A 15457-nucleotide genomic window follows, 5' to 3' on the forward strand; every position below is an offset into this window, starting at 1 on the left:
CCTGGGCTTGTTGAGCCTGGGCTGTTGAGCCTGGGCTGTTGAGCGTCGGCTATCGGACGCGGGCCGTCGCGTCCGGGCCGTCAAAGCTCGGCCAACGCGTGCCAGCCGACGCGTACAAACAAGCGGACGCGCCTACGCCCGCTGCTCCTTGACGCGCGACACGATCTGCGTCGGGCTCACGAACTGCAACGCGATCAACACCCAGATCAACGTGATCGCCATGTAGATCATCGCCATTGCGTCGATCGATTGCGGCGCGCGCACGCCCGTCGAAAACACCGCGTAGTACAACGCGACGACGAGCGTTTGCGTCGACGGCCCCGCTGTGAAGAACGTCAGCTCGAACATGCCGATCGTGCGCACCAGCACGAGCAGGCCCGCGGCGAGCATGCCGGGCACCAGCAACGGCAGCAGCACGTAGCGGAAATAGCGGAACGTATTCGCGCCGAAAATGCGCGCCGCCGATTCCAGATTCGGATCGATCTGTTCGATGAACGGCGTCATCACGAGAATGACGAACGGCAGCGCGGGCACGAGGTTCGCGAGTGTCACGCCGGCAAGCGTGCCCGCGAGCCCGATCTTGTACATCACGGTCGCCATCGGGATGCCGTATGTGACGGGCGGCACCATCAGCGGCAGCAGGAACACGAGCATCGCGAAACGCTTGCCGCGAAACTGCACGCGCGCAAGCGCGTATGCGGCGGGCACGCCGAGCAGGATCGACAACAGCACCACCGCGCCGACCACTTCGACCGTCACCCACAGCACGGCCGCGAGCTGAAAGTCGCTCCACGCCTGCGCATACCAATGCAGCGTGAAGCCCTGCGGCAGCAGCGTGCCGAACCAGCGCGTCGCGATCGAGTTGACGGCGACAGTCGCGATCAGCAGCACGATGTTCAGCAGAAAGAAAATCATCGCGCCCCAGACGAGCGCCTTGTACACGCGGTCGCGCAGACTGACGTGCGGTTTCATCGCTTTCACCGTTTGCCCCTGCGGCGCGGCGGGCCACGGATGCGCGACTTGACGATCGGTTGCCATCAGCCCTTACCTCCCGTCGCCGGTCCGCTGTAGAAGAAGCGGCGCGCGCCCAGCATCGCGGCGACGATCACGAGTTGCACGAATCCCATCACGATCGCAATCGCCGAAGCCAGCGAGTAATCGTAGTTTTCGAACGCGGCCTCGGCGGCGGCGATCGACATCACACGCGTCGGCCCGGCCGGTGCGCCGAGCAGCACCGCCGACGGAAACACCGAAAACGCCTGCACGAACGACAGACACGCCGCCATCGTCAGCCCCGGCACCAGCAGCGGCAGATAGATCTGCCGGAACTGTTGCCACGGATTCGCGCCGAGCGTCGCCGCAGCGCTCGCGAGTGTCGGATCGATGCCCGTCACGTACGACAATGTGAGCAGAAACGCGAATGGAAAGCCCGACACGATCAGCGAGATCAGCACGCCCCAGAAGTTGTGCGTGAGGCGCACTTCATCGGTATAGAGATGCAGCCCTTGCAGCGCCTGCGGAAACCAGCCGTTCGGGCCGAAGTACGTGAGCATGCCGTCGGCGATCAGCACGGTGCCGAGCGTGATGGGAATCACGAGCAGCGTGGTCACGAACTTCTGATACGGCGACGGACGGCGCAGCGCGAACGCGACAGGCACCGACACGCCGACATTGATCAGCGTCGCGGGCACGGCGAGCTTCAGCGTGACGAGGATCGTCGGCCACATCGACGTGTCGCTGAAGAACTTCGCGTAGTTCGCCCACATGCCGCCGCCTTCCATCGGACTGAACGACAGCGCGAGCCCATAGACGAACGGATAGACGAAGAGCGCAAGGATGAACAGCAAGGCGGGCGACACGAGCCACGCCTTGCCGTCGCGCGGCGCTACAAGCGCTCGCGAAGCGGCGGACGTCACCGTGCTCATGTCGGCTCTCCATCGTAGACCAGCGTGCGCGCCGGCGGCACGCGCAGCGTGATGCGCTCGCCCTCGGTGAATTCGCCCGCGACGCGCGCCCACAGTTCGCCGAATGCGCTCTTCACGCGAATGAGCGAATCGCGGCCGCCGTACTCGACGGTCGTGACCTGCGCATCGAACGCGTTCTGCGAACCGGGCGCGGCACGTTCCATGTCCTCGGGGCGCAGCGCAACGGAAACACGCTTGCTGCTGAAGCCGTCCATCGCCGTGCCGATGAGGCGCACGCCGTTTGCCTCGACGGCCACGCCTTCGCCCTGCGTGCCTTCGAGCGCGAACGGCAGCACGTTGCGATAGCCCATGAAGCGCGCGACGTGCAGATTCTTCGGACGTCCGTAGACTTCCTTCGGCGTCGCGACCTGCTGCACGACGCCCTCTCTCATCACGACGATGCGATCGGCCATCGACAGCGCTTCGTCCTGGTCGTGCGTCACGTAAATCGTCGCGCGATCCAGTTGCGTGTGAATGCGGCGAATCTCGGCGCGCATTTCGATGCGCAGCTTCGTGTCGAGATTCGACAACGGCTCGTCCATCAAAATGAGCGGCGGCTCGATCACGATCGCGCGCGCAATCGCGACGCGCTGCTGCTGGCCGCCCGACAGCTGGCCCGGCAGCTTCTTCTCGTGGCCGACCAGTTGCACGAGCTGAAGCGCTTCTCGCGCGCGCTTCGCCGTTTCCGCCTTCGCGACGCCGCGCATCTTGAGGCCGAAGCCGACGTTGTCGAGCACCGACATGTGAGGAAACAGCGCGTAGTTCTGGAACACCATGCCGAAGCCGCGCTTTTCGGGCGGCAGCACGTCGATACGTTTTTCGTCGAGCCAGATGCCGCCGCCCGACAGCGGTTGCAAGCCCGCGATGCAGTTGAGCGCCGTCGACTTGCCGCAGCCCGACGGCCCCAGCAACGCGATGAATTCGCCACGGCGGATATTCAGATCGAGACCCTGCAACGCGGCTACCGGCTGCCCTTCGGCATTGACGAAATTGCGGCAGACGGACTCGAGGCGCAACTGCTCAAATTGATGCTTCATGGTCGCTTCCCTACGATGTTGCATGGCAGTGCCGCGAAGCACGATCTGCTCGCGGCCTGCCGTCACAATCGTCACAATCGCCGATGCGCGCACTACATGCACTACATGCACTACATGCACCACATGCACCACATGCACGATACGCGCGCGCTGGCTGCTCCGCCTGGCGCGGTGACGGATACGCTATCGGGTCTTATTTCGTCTTCTGCGCGCCGACTTCGCGGTCCCACTTCTGGAACGCCGCCACCATCGCCGCCGCGCTCAACGGCAGCACGTGCGGACGTTCGGCGAGCAGTTTCGCGTATTCCGGACGGCCGAATTTCTTCAGCACTTCCTGGCTGTGCTCCGGCGCCTGCGCTTCCGTCACGCCCTTGATGGCCGGGCCCGGATAGAAGTAGCCGTCGTCATAGGTCATCGCCTGCTGCGCGGGCTCCAGCATGAAGTTCATCAGCTTGTAGAGCACGTCGAGCTTTTCCTTCGGCACGCCCTTCGGGATCACCATGTAGTGCGCGTCGTTCACCCACGTCATGTTGTCGAACGCCTGCACCTTGAATTCGGCCGGCACGATGCCGAGCGCGCGCGGATTGATGTCCCAGCCTGTCACCGTCACGGTCATGTCGCGCGTGCCTTCGCCCAGCTCCTTCATCACAGCCGACGTGCCGCCCGGATAGTAAGGAATGCAGTCGTTCAGCTGCTTGAGGAACGCCCACGTCTTGTCCCAGCCGTTGACGGGATCTTTCGGGTCTTTATCGCCGAGCACATACGGCAGACCCATCAGGAACGTGCGGCCCGGGCCGGAATTCGCAGGGCGCGCGTAGATCAGCTTGTTCGGATGCGCCTTGCACCACTGGAGCAGTTGCTCGGGCGTCTTCGGCGGATCGCTGACCTTCGCGGGGTTGTATTCGATCAGCGGACCGGCCGGCATGTACGCGACTTCGATACCGAAGCCTTGCGCGATGTCCTGCATCTTGCGCGGACCCGGCGCGTATTTGTCGAGCACGCCAGGCAGCGCGGCGTTCTGGTCGGGCAGCAGCTTGATCCACAGGTTCTGTTCGATGCCGGCGGCGAGCGCGTCGGTGCCCGTCAGCACAAGATCGATGTCCGAGCGGCCGGCCGCCTGCATCGCCTTGATCTTGCCGGGCAATTGCGGCGCGGGCGCGTTCGTGTACGTGATGTTGGAGACGAGATTCGGGTATCTGGCCTTGAAGGCCTCGAACCCTTTTTGCGTCAATTGAAGGTCGCCGGCCACGTCGACGATGTTGAGCGTGACAGCATCGGCCGCCCGCGCCGTTTGTGTGAACCCTGCGGCTGCGGCGCCGACAGCCACGCATAGACCTGCCAACCTCACTGACACCCTGCCAGAAAAAGTCATTTCGTCTCCTCGCCTCTTGGTATGGAACGTCCGCCGACCGGGAGGCGGCGGTGACGCGCTAAGGGCTGCTAGTCAATGAAACATAACGAAGGCGCGGGCATGATGTCAAGCAAATTCTGCCCGGCATCCTTCCTGACAAGACAGGCCTACAGAATCTTCAAATCCTTTTGTGACAACGATTTCAGGCGAATTGGCAAGCCTGGCCGTTCGTTATAGGGAGAACACTGACACACGACTTGTTAGGCAACTTTGAACAATCGGCCCGTTGTCGCGCAGTACGCCCGGTTGCGTCAGCCGCCGCGCACGCCTTGCGTGTTCACGTACAGCGAATAGAGTCCGTGGCTCGCGGCCATGAAAAGCCGGTTGCGATGCCGCCCGCCGAAGCACACGTTCGCGCAGCGCTCGGGCAACGCGATGTGCCCGAGCGCTTCGCCTTGCGGCGAGAACACGCGCACGCCGTCGAGTTCGTCGGTGCCCATGCCCCAGCCGCACCACAGGTTGCCGTGGATGTCGACGCGAAAGCCGTCCGGCGTGCCTTGCTGCGCGTCGATCAGCACGCGGTTGTTCGCGAGCGAGCGGCCGTCGCTGGCGACATCGAACGCGCGGATCGTGCGCGGCTTCGAGCGCGACTCGACGATGTACAGCACCGATTCGTCCGGCGAGAACGCGAGCCCGTTCGGCCCGATCACTTCGTCGCAGACCATCGTCACTTCGACCGTCTGGCCATCGACGCGATAGACGTTCTGCGGCAACTCGGCTTCCTGTTTTTCGCCCTCGTAGAAGCTGTCGATGCCGAACGACGGATCGGTAAACCAGATCGAGCCGTCCGACTTCACGACCACGTCGTTCGGCGAATTGAAGCGCTTGCCCTGGTAACGCTCGGCGATCACCGTGATCGAGCCGTCGTATTCGGTGCGCGTGACGCGCCGCGTCAGATGCTCGCAGGTGACGAGCCGCCCCTCGCGGTCGCGCGTATTGCCGTTCGCGTTGTTCGACGGCCGGCGAAACGGCGTGACCGCGCCCGTCTCTTCGTCCCAGCGGAGGATGCGGTTGTTCGGAATGTCGCTCCACAGCACGTAGCGGCCATCACCGAACCACACAGGCCCCTCCGACCAGCGCGCGCCCTGGTACAGGCACTCGACGGAAGCCGATGCGAGGCGTAACGCGTCGAAGCGGGGATCGAAACTGCGGATGGAAGGATCGGGATAGCGTCGGTGATTGGCGGGTTCGGTCATGGCGCTGTCGGTACGAAAGCCGGGCGTCGAATGCGATCGACGCCCGGTGTTCGGCGGTCTTTATGAGTTGATTGTTATTGGATGTGGCCGCGCGCTTACGCTTGCGCAGGCTTGCCGTCTTGCAAACGCCAGAGCTTCAGCGGATTCTCATCGCGCAGCGATTTCGGCAGCAGATCGGCGGGCAAATCCTGGTAGCAGACGGGACGCAGGAAGCGCTCGATGGCCGTCGCGCCGACCGACGTCGCGCGAGAATCGGACGTTGCCGGATACGGGCCGCCGTGCACCATCGCGTACGACACCTCGACGCCCGTCGGGAAGCCGTTTGCCAGAATGCGGCCGGCCTTGCGCTCGAGCGTCGGCAGCAGTTGCCGCGCGATGTCATAGTCGTCGGCTTCGAGGTGCAGCGTCGCCGTCAACTGGCCTTCAAGGTATTCCGCGACCTTCACCATTTCTTCGATGTCCGTGCAGGTCACGATCAGCGACGTCGGCCCGAAAATCTCGTCCTCCAGTTCCGTGGACGCGAGGAAGTGCATCGCTTCCGTCTGGAACAACGCAGGCAACGCCGCGCATGTCGCATCCGACGACGTGCCGCGCGCGATGCTCTGCACGCCGCGCTGCTCGGTGCGATGCGTGACGCCGTCCTGATACGCGTTCGCGATGCCCGGCGTCAGCATGGTCTGCGCGCTCTTCTGCGCAAGCGCCTTCGCGGCGGCGTCGATGAATACCTTCTTGTGCGGGCCTTCGAGAAGCAGCACGAGACCGGGGTTCGTGCAGAACTGGCCGACGCCGAGCGTCACCGATTCGACGAAGCCCGTCGCAATCTGCTCCGCGCGCTTCGCGAGCGCGCCGGGCAGCACGAACATCGGATTGATGCTGCTCATCTCTGCGAACACGGGGATCGGCTCGCGGCGCTTCTGCGCGAGATTCACGAGCGCGAGGCCGCCGCTGCGCGAGCCCGTGAAGCCGACCGCCCTGATCGCCGGATGCTGGACGAGCGCCTCGCCGATCTCGTTGCCCGCGCCGATCACGAGCGAGAAAACGCCTTCGTGCAGGCCGCAATCGGCGACAGCTTTCTGGATCGCGCGGCCAACCAGCTCGGACGTGCCGAGATGCGCCGGATGCGCCTTCACGACGACGGGGCAACCCGCCGCGAACGCCGACGCCGTGTCGCCGCCCGCGACCGAAAACGCGAGCGGAAAATTGCTCGCGCCGAATACGGCGACAGGGCCCACGGGAATCTTCTGCATGCGCAAGTCGGGGCGCGGCAGCGGCTTGCGATCCGGCTGCGCGGAATCGAGCGTCGCGGCCAGCAAGCGGCCTTCGCGCACCAGCGATGCGAACAGCTTCAGTTGCCCGACCGTGCGCGCGCGCTCGCCTTCGAGCCGCGCCTTCGGCAGCGCGGATTCGGCCTGCGCGCGCTCGATCAGCGCGTCGCCGAGCCCGAGAATGTTTTCCGCGATCGTCTCGATGAAATGCGCGCGCACTTCGAGCGACGTTTGACGATACGGGTCGAACGCGAGCGCGGCCAGCGCGCACGCGCGGTCCACCTCGACCGTGCCGCCCGCGCCGAACTCGGGTTCGATTTCCATGTTGCGCGCCGGGTCGAACGCGCGCAGCGTGCCTTTGGTGCCGCGCACCGCCGACCCGCCGATCAGCATGTCACCGGTAATCTGCATGTCCAGCTCCTGTCGATGGCCGCGCGACGCGGATCATGTCGCATCGCGCGGCCTGGAATCCAAATAGTGGGTGTGCGACGTCATGAATGGGCGGACGATTCCGCGAGTCGCCGCTCGAAGTCGAGCAAGGCCAGCGTCGCAGCTTCGATCTTCGCATGATGTTCGGACGGCGTCGAACTCAGCAACGGCAAAACAGGACCCATGTCCGCGAGCTTGGACAACGTGACCGCGTCGTGCAGCACGCGGATCAGCGAGATCTCGTCGCGCAGGGTTTCGAGCGGCATGAAGGCGTCGTAAAGACGCTGTGCTTCGCCGTCATCTATCGCTGTATTGGCGTTTTTCGCCTTCGCCGCGCGCAGCAAAGCCATCACCGAACGCGGCGCGATGCAGCCCGAGCCCGTCGTCCATGCGGCGAGACCGAACTGCCGCACATGCGCGAGCGCCGGCCGCTCGCCCATTCCTGAAATCACCTTCGACGGACTCACGTTTTGCAGCAGCCGGCGAAGGTAGTCGTCACGTGATGGATCGTCGCGCACGATCGCGTACTTCACAGCAATGAGCGTGCCGCGGTCGACGAGCCGCGCGAGGGTATCGACGCTCACGTAGCTCTCGCTCTTGATGTAGAGCGTGAGCGGAATGCCTGCGGTGTCGGCGATGCGCGTGAGCCCCGCCTCGACGCCTTCGGACGTCGTGAAACCCGTCAAGGGCAGGACCATCGCGGTTTGGTACGGCGTCTGCGCGAGAATGCGCGCCTGGTCGAGCATCTTCCCGTAGTCGGCGCCGATGGCGGGAATTACACGCGTCGCGGGACCGGCGAGCGCCGCGAGCATGTCCAGCAACTCCCGATACTCGCTGACGGCAACGTGATACAGGTTCGCGTTGCCGCCATAAAGCAGCGTGCGCACGCCGCCCGCCTCGATATGACGGATCAGCTTCTGGTTTTCGCCCGGATCGAGCGTCAGGTCGGCGCGGCGCGCAAGCGGCGGAACCGCCATCACGCTGGCGGAGAACTCGCTTTCGAGAATTGGGGACACGTTCATGGGGCGGCTCGCAGCAAAGACGATCACCCGAGCAAGTTAGCATTGTGCCGCCAATGTTGTCAAACAACTTGGGCCGCGCCGTGTTCCTGCGCATTGCGCCTGTAAACGAGTTTCATCCTACGAATAAGCGCCCGCATGCCGCGATCCAGACGCCGATTTCGAAAAATTCTGGTATGACAACGCGTCTGAAATAACGGCATGTTTGATTCAAACGTTTTGTAATCCATTCCGATTTAGACGTGTTCCGTATTTAATACCGACTCAACAATGTGCAAGCGTCTTTCAAATGACGCGCTTTAAAGAACGGCTGTTTGCCACGCCAGGAGCGGATTCCGCCACTTAATGCACTATTTCGCCAAGCCGGTTTAATTGGCTATCCCGGCAGGCTTCTTTTTGGAGCAAGAATGAAGAAAACACGAAATCGGCTATCGCCATTTCGCATTAAAAAGCTAATAATGGTGATAAATTGATGTGCCACGAGATGATGAGTATCCGCAGCATCGGCATGGCCAAAGCCCGCTCCGCTGCGAACCTCGAGAGATAGCACCTTGCCGCAACATTTCATTGAGCAGATGTCGCCTTTGCTGCAAGCGGAGAACGACGTCACCTGGTTCCGCGAAGTCGCCCGTCTCTCCGACGGGTGGGGCTTCGATCGCGTGCTGGTCGGGATCCTTCCGCGCCCGGGCATCCGGCTGGAGGACGCGTTCATTCGCAGCACGTATTCGCCGACCTGGCGGCAGTTCTACAACGCGCATGGTTTCGCGCACATCGATCCAACCGTTGCGCACTGCATGACGCGCTCGTCACCGCTGGTCTGGTCGCCTGACCTCTTTTCGACCTATCCGCAGCAGACGATGTACGAGGAAGCCCGGGCATATGGTCTGCGCGCGGGTGTAAGTCTGCCCATTCATGGGCCTAGACAGGAATCGGGCTTGATCTGCTTCGTGAACGATCGGAACCCGACCGACGAATTCTGGAGCCATCTCGATGTCGTGCTGCCGAATCTGGTGCTATTGCGCGACCTGATTATCGATACGAGCCAGCCCCATCTGGATGCTCACACGCAGGCGCTGGTGCCGAAGCTCACGCCGCGCGAGCAAGAATGCCTGAAATGGACGGCGCGCGGTAAGTCCACTTGGGAAATTTCGCACATTCTCAATTGCTCGGAAGCAGTGGTGAACTTCCACCTCAAGAACATTCGCGCGAAATTCGGCGTGAACTCACGGCGCGCAGCCGCCGTGATTGCGACGCAACTCGGCCTTATTGATCCAGGTTGATCAACTCACGGGCTTCCGGGTTGTGGAGCACCTTCTCCGCCCTGCCCAGATCGCCGTCCGTGACCGTTTTCGTGAAGTACAGGCCCAGCAGGATCGATACGGGAGCCGGAATTTCCGCGCCCGATTCGAAGCGGCTGCCGCGCGACTGTGTCACGCCGAAGCGCGCCCAGAACTGACGCTGGCTCTCTTTCTTTTTCTTGCGGTACGCGATGATAAGCACGCGATCCACAGTGGACGACGGCTCTGAACTACGGCTCTGGACGGTCGGTTGAACGTTTGCGTGAACACCCGATTGCCAATGATTGTGAAGTTCCATGATGTTTCCCCTGATGATTGGCTGCCTCGTCTCAATTTTGTGATCCCCGTGCCCACTTAACACCTATCCAGGTGAGTAGGTGTTTTTTTTATCCGAAATGCATACGTTTCCTGCGTACCGCGACCACGTAAGGAGCACACCATGCATACCGCGATTCGGATTGGCACACGGCAAGAGTTCGACAACGACAACATCAACGAGATGTACCGGCTGCGCGCCCGCGTCTTCCGGGACAGGATGGGGTGGGATGTTCCGACCATCGCGGGCATGGAGATCGACGGCTATGACGCGCTCGGCCCGTACTACATGCTCATCCAGAACGGCGACCGGCACGTCTGCGGCTGCTGGCGGCTGATGCCGACGGAAGGGCCGAACATGCTGAAGGACACGTTCCCGCAATTACTGGATGGTCAGGCAGCTCCAGTCGGACGGCATATATGGGAATTGAGCCGCTTTGCTATTGAAACGGACAGCGCGCAAACGTTTGGCTTCGCAGATTTGACGATGCACGCGATCCACGAACTGGTGACTTTCGCGGACCGGATGAGCATCACCCGTTACGTGACCGTGACGACCACGGCGATCGAGCGGCTGCTGCGCCGGGCAGGCATCGAAGTCACGCGGCTCGGGCCGCCGGTGAAGATCGGTGTCGAACGGACGATCGCGCTCGACATCACCGTCGACGCGATTCGCGCCGCCGTCTGCAAGCCGATGCCCGTCGCGGCCTGACGCACCAAACGGCGCTTTGCCCTCGCGCCGGCTCCGTATCGAGCCTGAGGCGACGGCGGGGCGGTTGCGATGCGCGCGGGCTCACGGTACGCCCCGCGCATCGCGACGCGTTCGGCCGCTTCGCTCGAGCCCGTCGCATAGCACGCGGCGTGCCGGGCGGGCTTGGCTAGCCGCGTCGGAAGGGAATTCACTTCTTTGCGATACGGAGCGAGGCGCGAGGCGCGCCGCGTTCTTCAGGTAGGGCAAACAGGGCCGCGCTTCACACGGCCGGTCAAGACCGAAAAGTCAGGAGCCGAACATCCGGTCGCGCGCATGCTCCAGATGCAGGCGCATCGCGTGGCCGGCGCCCGCCGCGTCCTTGCGGCGGACCGCGTCGAGCACGGCGAGATGTTCAGTCTGCACGAGCCGCTGCCGCTCCAGCGTCTTCACCAGCGACAGATTGCGCGACAGATTCATGCTGAACACGATCTGCTCTTCGATGAATCCCATCATCGTGATGAAGAACTGATTCTTCGAAGCACGCGCAACGGCCAGGTGAAACGCAAAATCGTCCTTTGCGCCGATGCCCTGCGTCTCGATCACGCGCTCCAGTTCATCCCACGCGTGCTGGATTGCGGCGATGTCGTCGGCGTCGGCCATCTGCGCAGCAAGCTCGGCCGCGCCCGATTCCGTCACGATGCGAAATTCGTAGCAGCGCCGAATATCGGACAGCGTTTCCAGCGGCGCGAAGCGGCGCACATCGGGATCGGGCCGGCGCGCGACCGTCGTGCCGGAGCCGTGGCGCGTCACGATGATGCCGTCCGCGCGCAAACGGGCCAGCGCCTCGCGCACCGTCGGCCGCGACGTTTCGAAACGCTCCGCGAGCGCGTGCTCGGTCGGCAGACGCTCGCCTTCCTTGTATTCCCCTTCGAGAATCCGGTTGAGAATGTCGCTGTAGATCTTGTCCGGCAGACCTGTCGATTTACGCTCGTTCATCGTCGAAGGGTGTGGCTTGTCAGAGTAGATTTGAGTTGTAAGGCAAATAGTACGCGCCGCCTGATGAAATCGAGGGGCGACCGCGCTGCAAAGCGTGTCTTGGCGCGCATGCCGCCAGTATGAACGACCCCGCGCCCGACGGCAAAATTTGACAAACAGTTGATTAACATCTGCGTTTTCCAGCGACGAAAACGCGCATTTTTCGGTGATCGTTTAAGCTGCAAACGCAATCGGGGCACCATTCCCACTCGCGGCGGGCGCCTGCGGAACATGGCGGTGCGCCGCTTTCCACGGCACGGAGGCTTCATGTACACACGCATCCTCGTTGCAGTCGACGGCAGCAATACGTCGCGCCGCGCGTTCGACAACGCGCTGAATCTGGCGAGCAAGCTGGGCGCGACGCTGCGCGCGTTTTACGCGGTCGAAAACACGCCGATGTACTTCGACGCGCCCGGCTACGATCCGTCGATCCTGCGCAACCGGCTCGTCGAGCAGGGCAAGGAACTGACGGCGGAACTGTCGGCGGCGATGCACGAGCGCGGCGTGTCCGGCGATATTCTCGTCGGCGAAGCCTCGTCGCTGGACGACGTGCCGACGCTCGTGCTGCGCGCCGCCGCCGACTTCAACGCCGATCTGATCGTAATGGGCACGCACGGCCGGCGCGGCATGCAGCGGCTGATTCTGGGCAGCGTGGCCGAGCGCTGCGTGCGCCAGTCGACCTTCCCTGTGCTGCTGATTCCGTCGGCCGCGGGCGGCGACGACGCGGACAAGCCGACGCCGGCCTGAGCAACCGGCGGCGCTCCGGCTTCGGCGCACGTCTTCGCGAGCGTGACCTCGCTCAACAGCAAAGCGCGCTATGACGCGTCATTTTGCCGCCTCGTTGCGCGCGCATCGAGTGGGACAATCAGCTATCACTCTTTTTTAGCCGGTTGGTCCCATGCTCACCCCTACCGCTCCCGCTTCCACTCGCGCAGTCCGCGTCCGTCATACCGCTCCGGCGACGCGCACCAGCGCGCGCTGCTCGTCGTGCGCGATGCGGCAGCTCTGCATGCCGCAAGGCGTCGCCGCCAACGAACTGCCGCAACTCGAAGCCGTGATCTGCACGGCGCGTTCCGTCCGGCGCGGTGAATCGCTCTATCGCGCGGGCGATTCTTTCGACAACCTGTACGCGGTGCGCTCGGGTTCGCTCAAAACAGTGATGGCGCATCGCGACGGCCGCGAGCAGGTCACGGGCTTGAGGCTCGCGGGCGAAGCGCTGGGGCTCGACGGCATCAGCAGCGACCGGCATGCGTGCAGCGCGGTCGCGCTCGAAGACAGCTCCGTGTGCATCATTCCGTACCCGGAACTCAAGCATCTGTGCCGCGAGATCAGTTCGATGCAGGAGCGGCTGCACAAGCTGATGGGCGAGCAGATCGTCCGCGAAGCCGCGCAGATGATGGTGCTCGGTTCGCTGAGCGCCGACGAGCGCGTCGCGGCGTTCCTGCTCGACATTTCCGAACGCAACGCGCAGCGCGGCTACTCATCTGCTGAATTCAATCTGCGGATGACGCGCGAAGACATGGGCAGCTATCTCGGCATGACGCTCGAAACCGTGAGCCGCACCCTGTCAAGATTTCAAAAGCGCGGACTGATCGACGCACAAGGCCGCTTCATTCACATTGTCGATCCCGAAGGCCTGCGCCGCGTCGGCGCGCCGAGCGCCTGATAGCACAGCGGTTCACGCGCATGGCGACCCATCGAGCGTCGTCATGTGCACTCGCCTGGCACGTCTCCTGCACCTGCGGTACAGTTCAAGACTCTCCCTTGCGACCCGGGTCGGCATTTGAGTGCCTCGCTCGGGTCCCATGCAAATCTCCCCAACAAGGAGACCCGGCGAAATGAATCGCGAGCCTGTCCTGCAGCACCCGCTTGTCCAACGTCTCATCGATGCCCGCAGCGTCACCGACGCCCTCTTCGCGGTCGTCAAACCCGAATACCTCTACGAACGTCCGATCCGCGAGCGTCATCGGATCGTGTTCTACATCGGCCATCTCGAAGCCTTCGACCGCAATCTGTTCGACGAGCGGTTAACCGCACTGCCCGCCTTTGCGCCGGAACTCGACAAGCTGTTCGCGTTCGGCATCGATCCCGTCGATGGCGGCTTTCCCACCGATCAGCCTTCCGACTGGCCTGCCATCGACGCCGTCAGCAGCTACGGAAACAAGGCGCGCGAGCAGATCGACGGCAAGCTCAACTCATTCGAGTTCGGCCACGGCGACATGTCGACGGGTTCGCCCGCACAACTGCTGCATGTCGCAATCGAACACCGGTTGATGCACGCGGAAACGCTCGCGTACATGCTGCATCAGTTGCCGCTCGAGATGAAGGCCGCGCCCGCGCGCGGCATGCAGGGCGCGCAACAGCTGCGCAATGTCGAATCGTCGCCGATGCTGCGCGTGCCCGCAGGCGAGACCGTGCTCGGCATGCCGAAAGAGGAAGGCCGCTTCGGTTGGGACAACGAATTCGGCGAGCGGCGCGTGCACGTCGATACGTTCGAGATCGACCGCTACATGGTGACGAACGCGCAGTACCGCGAGTTCATCGACGCGGGCGGCTATCGCGATCGCGCTTTGTGGAGCGACAAGGATTGGGCGTGGAAGGCAGCCGAGCACATCTCGCATCCCGCGACGTGGGCGCAAAACGGCGATGGCGAATGGACGCTGCGCACGATGTTCGAGGACGTTGCGCTGCCGCCCGACTGGCCCGTCTACGTGAGCCACGCGGAAGCGAGCGCGTACGCGCGCTGGGCCGGCAAGTCGCTCCCGACGGAAGCGCAATGGCAGCGCGCGGCGCACGGCACGCCGCCCTCGTCCTCGGGCAACTTCGATTTCCGCAACTGGGACCCGCAAGCCGTCGATGCGTCGCCCGACAACGTCAGCGCGTTCGGCGTCGAAGGCCAGTATGGCAACGGATGGGAGTGGACGTCGTCGCTATTCGAGCCGCTGCCGGGCTTCGATGCGTTCCCGTTCTATCCCGGCTATTCGGCCAATTTCTTCGACGGCCAGCACTACGTGCTCAAAGGCGGCTCGGCCCGCACTGCGCAATGCATGGTGCGGCCCACTTTCCGCAACTGGTTTCAGCCGCGCTATCAGCATGTATATGCCGGGTTCAGGTGCGTGCGGAACTGACTGTCTTGTGAATCGTCGCGCGCATCGATCGCATATCGCCGCACCTCGCGGCTAGCGCGACGTGACGCTCACCCCATCGGCTTCACGCCGATCAGCCACCCGTGCAGGAAGAACGCGAACACGATCCAGGCGACGACGCCGACCACGACGGGAATCACATCGCGCGAAAGCTTCCCGCCCGGATAGACGATGCCTTCGACGCGATCCCGCTTTCGCGCGGCGGCGACATCGGCGAGCGCCCAGACGAGGAACGCGCCGAACAGGATGAGCGCGTTCAGCGTCCCGTTCGCCAGCAGATGCGCGAAGGCCCACAGCGCGACGCTGATCGTCATCGGATGCTTGACGAGCGCCTTGAAGTGATTGCCCGGCACATAAGCAGCCGGAAAGAGGATGAACGCGACGAGCGTGAGGATGCCTGCGAGATGCGGCGCCCACGCGGGCGGCGACCAGAGCACGACGGGCTCGCGCCGCGCGAGCCCGTACCCCCAGACGATCAGCACGAGCCCGATGATCGACACGACGGAATACGCGCCCTTCCACGGCTTCTCGCCCATCTGCGCGATCCGCGCCTTGCGCCAGTCGTCCGCGAAAATACGGACAGAATGCGCACCCAGGAACAACAGCAACCCCAAGATCAATACGAGCATGGCGGCTCCTCGCGTCGGATGT

At 63.5% G+C, this 15457-nt stretch carries 15 protein-coding genes; 5 read left to right on the forward strand and 10 right to left on the reverse strand.

Annotation, left to right across the window (positions count from 1 at the left end; genetic code table 11):
• Positions 1–132 precede the first annotated feature (132 nt).
• The 7 genes from VSR68_RS08130 to VSR68_RS08160 all read right to left on the reverse strand — a co-directional run bounded on the left by VSR68_RS08130 (position 133) and on the right by VSR68_RS08160 (position 8324).
• On the reverse strand, positions 133–1038 hold the full coding sequence (locus VSR68_RS08130; RefSeq protein WP_342939320.1) for an ABC transporter permease: 906 nt from the start codon (positions 1036–1038) through the stop codon (positions 133–135).
• Complete coding sequence (locus VSR68_RS08135) at positions 1038–1925, reverse strand: sugar ABC transporter permease (protein ID WP_342939321.1); 888 nt, start codon at positions 1923–1925, stop codon at positions 1038–1040. The genes VSR68_RS08130 and VSR68_RS08135 overlap by 1 nt, the downstream gene beginning before the upstream one ends.
• Positions 1922–3001, reverse strand: a complete 1080-nt coding sequence (locus VSR68_RS08140) for an ABC transporter ATP-binding protein (protein ID WP_342939322.1) — start codon at positions 2999–3001, stop codon at positions 1922–1924. Before VSR68_RS08140 ends, VSR68_RS08135 begins: the two co-directional genes overlap by 4 nt.
• A 193-nt stretch (positions 3002–3194) precedes the next feature.
• The gene (locus VSR68_RS08145) at positions 3195–4373 is read right to left on the reverse strand and encodes an ABC transporter substrate-binding protein (RefSeq protein ID WP_342939323.1); all 1179 of its coding nucleotides are present in this window, start codon (positions 4371–4373) and stop codon (positions 3195–3197) included.
• 290 nt (positions 4374–4663) lie between these two features.
• Positions 4664–5608, reverse strand: coding sequence for an SMP-30/gluconolactonase/LRE family protein (locus VSR68_RS08150; RefSeq protein WP_342939324.1), 945 nt, complete (start codon positions 5606–5608; stop codon positions 4664–4666).
• 95 nt (positions 5609–5703) lie between these two features.
• A complete protein-coding gene (locus VSR68_RS08155) occupies positions 5704–7284 on the reverse strand; it encodes an aldehyde dehydrogenase (NADP(+)) (RefSeq protein ID WP_342939325.1) in 1581 nt (526 codons plus the stop codon).
• Positions 7285–7364: 80 nt separating this feature from the next.
• Positions 7365–8324, reverse strand: coding sequence for a dihydrodipicolinate synthase family protein (locus VSR68_RS08160; RefSeq protein WP_342939326.1), 960 nt, complete (start codon positions 8322–8324; stop codon positions 7365–7367).
• A 572-nt stretch (positions 8325–8896) separates the two neighbouring features.
• Between VSR68_RS08160 and VSR68_RS08165 the strand changes: the two genes are divergently transcribed.
• The gene (locus VSR68_RS08165) at positions 8897–9601 is read left to right on the forward strand and encodes a LuxR family transcriptional regulator (protein ID WP_342939439.1); all 705 of its coding nucleotides are present in this window, start codon (positions 8897–8899) and stop codon (positions 9599–9601) included.
• Here the strand turns inward: VSR68_RS08165 and VSR68_RS08170 are convergent.
• On the reverse strand, positions 9585–9917 hold the full coding sequence (locus VSR68_RS08170; protein ID WP_342939327.1) for a helix-turn-helix transcriptional regulator: 333 nt from the start codon (positions 9915–9917) through the stop codon (positions 9585–9587). The genes VSR68_RS08165 and VSR68_RS08170 overlap by 17 nt on opposite strands.
• Before the next feature lie 141 nt (positions 9918–10058).
• Here VSR68_RS08170 and VSR68_RS08175 point away from each other — a divergent pair, with 141 nt between their 5' ends.
• The gene (locus tag VSR68_RS08175; RefSeq protein WP_342939328.1) at positions 10059–10646 is read left to right on the forward strand and encodes an acyl-homoserine-lactone synthase; all 588 of its coding nucleotides are present in this window, start codon (positions 10059–10061) and stop codon (positions 10644–10646) included.
• A 285-nt stretch (positions 10647–10931) separates the two neighbouring features.
• Here the strand turns inward: VSR68_RS08175 and VSR68_RS08180 are convergent, their stop codons facing one another.
• Positions 10932–11621 (reverse strand): FadR/GntR family transcriptional regulator, encoded by a 690-nt coding sequence (locus VSR68_RS08180; protein ID WP_342939329.1) that lies wholly within the window; start codon positions 11619–11621, stop codon positions 10932–10934.
• Positions 11622–11927: 306 nt separating this feature from the next.
• Between VSR68_RS08180 and VSR68_RS08185 the strand changes: the two genes are divergently transcribed.
• The 3 genes from VSR68_RS08185 (at position 11928) to VSR68_RS08195 (ending at position 14788) form a co-directional block, all read left to right on the forward strand.
• Positions 11928–12407 carry a universal stress protein gene (locus VSR68_RS08185; RefSeq protein WP_342939330.1) on the forward strand — a complete coding sequence of 160 codons (480 nt, stop codon included), beginning with the start codon at positions 11928–11930 and terminating at the stop codon, positions 12405–12407.
• Positions 12408–12558: 151 nt separating this feature from the next.
• Positions 12559–13326 carry a fumarate/nitrate reduction transcriptional regulator Fnr gene (gene fnr / locus VSR68_RS08190; RefSeq protein ID WP_342939331.1) on the forward strand — a complete coding sequence of 256 codons (768 nt, stop codon included), beginning with the start codon at positions 12559–12561 and terminating at the stop codon, positions 13324–13326.
• Positions 13327–13498: 172 nt separating this feature from the next.
• Positions 13499–14788, forward strand: coding sequence for an SUMF1/EgtB/PvdO family nonheme iron enzyme (locus tag VSR68_RS08195; protein WP_342939332.1), 1290 nt, complete (start codon positions 13499–13501; stop codon positions 14786–14788).
• A 68-nt stretch (positions 14789–14856) separates the two neighbouring features.
• On the opposite strand, the gene VSR68_RS08200 is transcribed toward VSR68_RS08195, so the two are convergent.
• Positions 14857–15435, reverse strand: a complete 579-nt coding sequence (locus tag VSR68_RS08200) for an NnrU family protein (protein ID WP_342939333.1) — start codon at positions 15433–15435, stop codon at positions 14857–14859.
• Positions 15436–15457 lie beyond the last annotated feature (22 nt).

This window comes from Paraburkholderia phymatum, from assembly GCF_038900715.1.
GTDB lineage: Bacteria > Pseudomonadota > Gammaproteobacteria > Burkholderiales > Burkholderiaceae > Paraburkholderia > Paraburkholderia phymatum_A.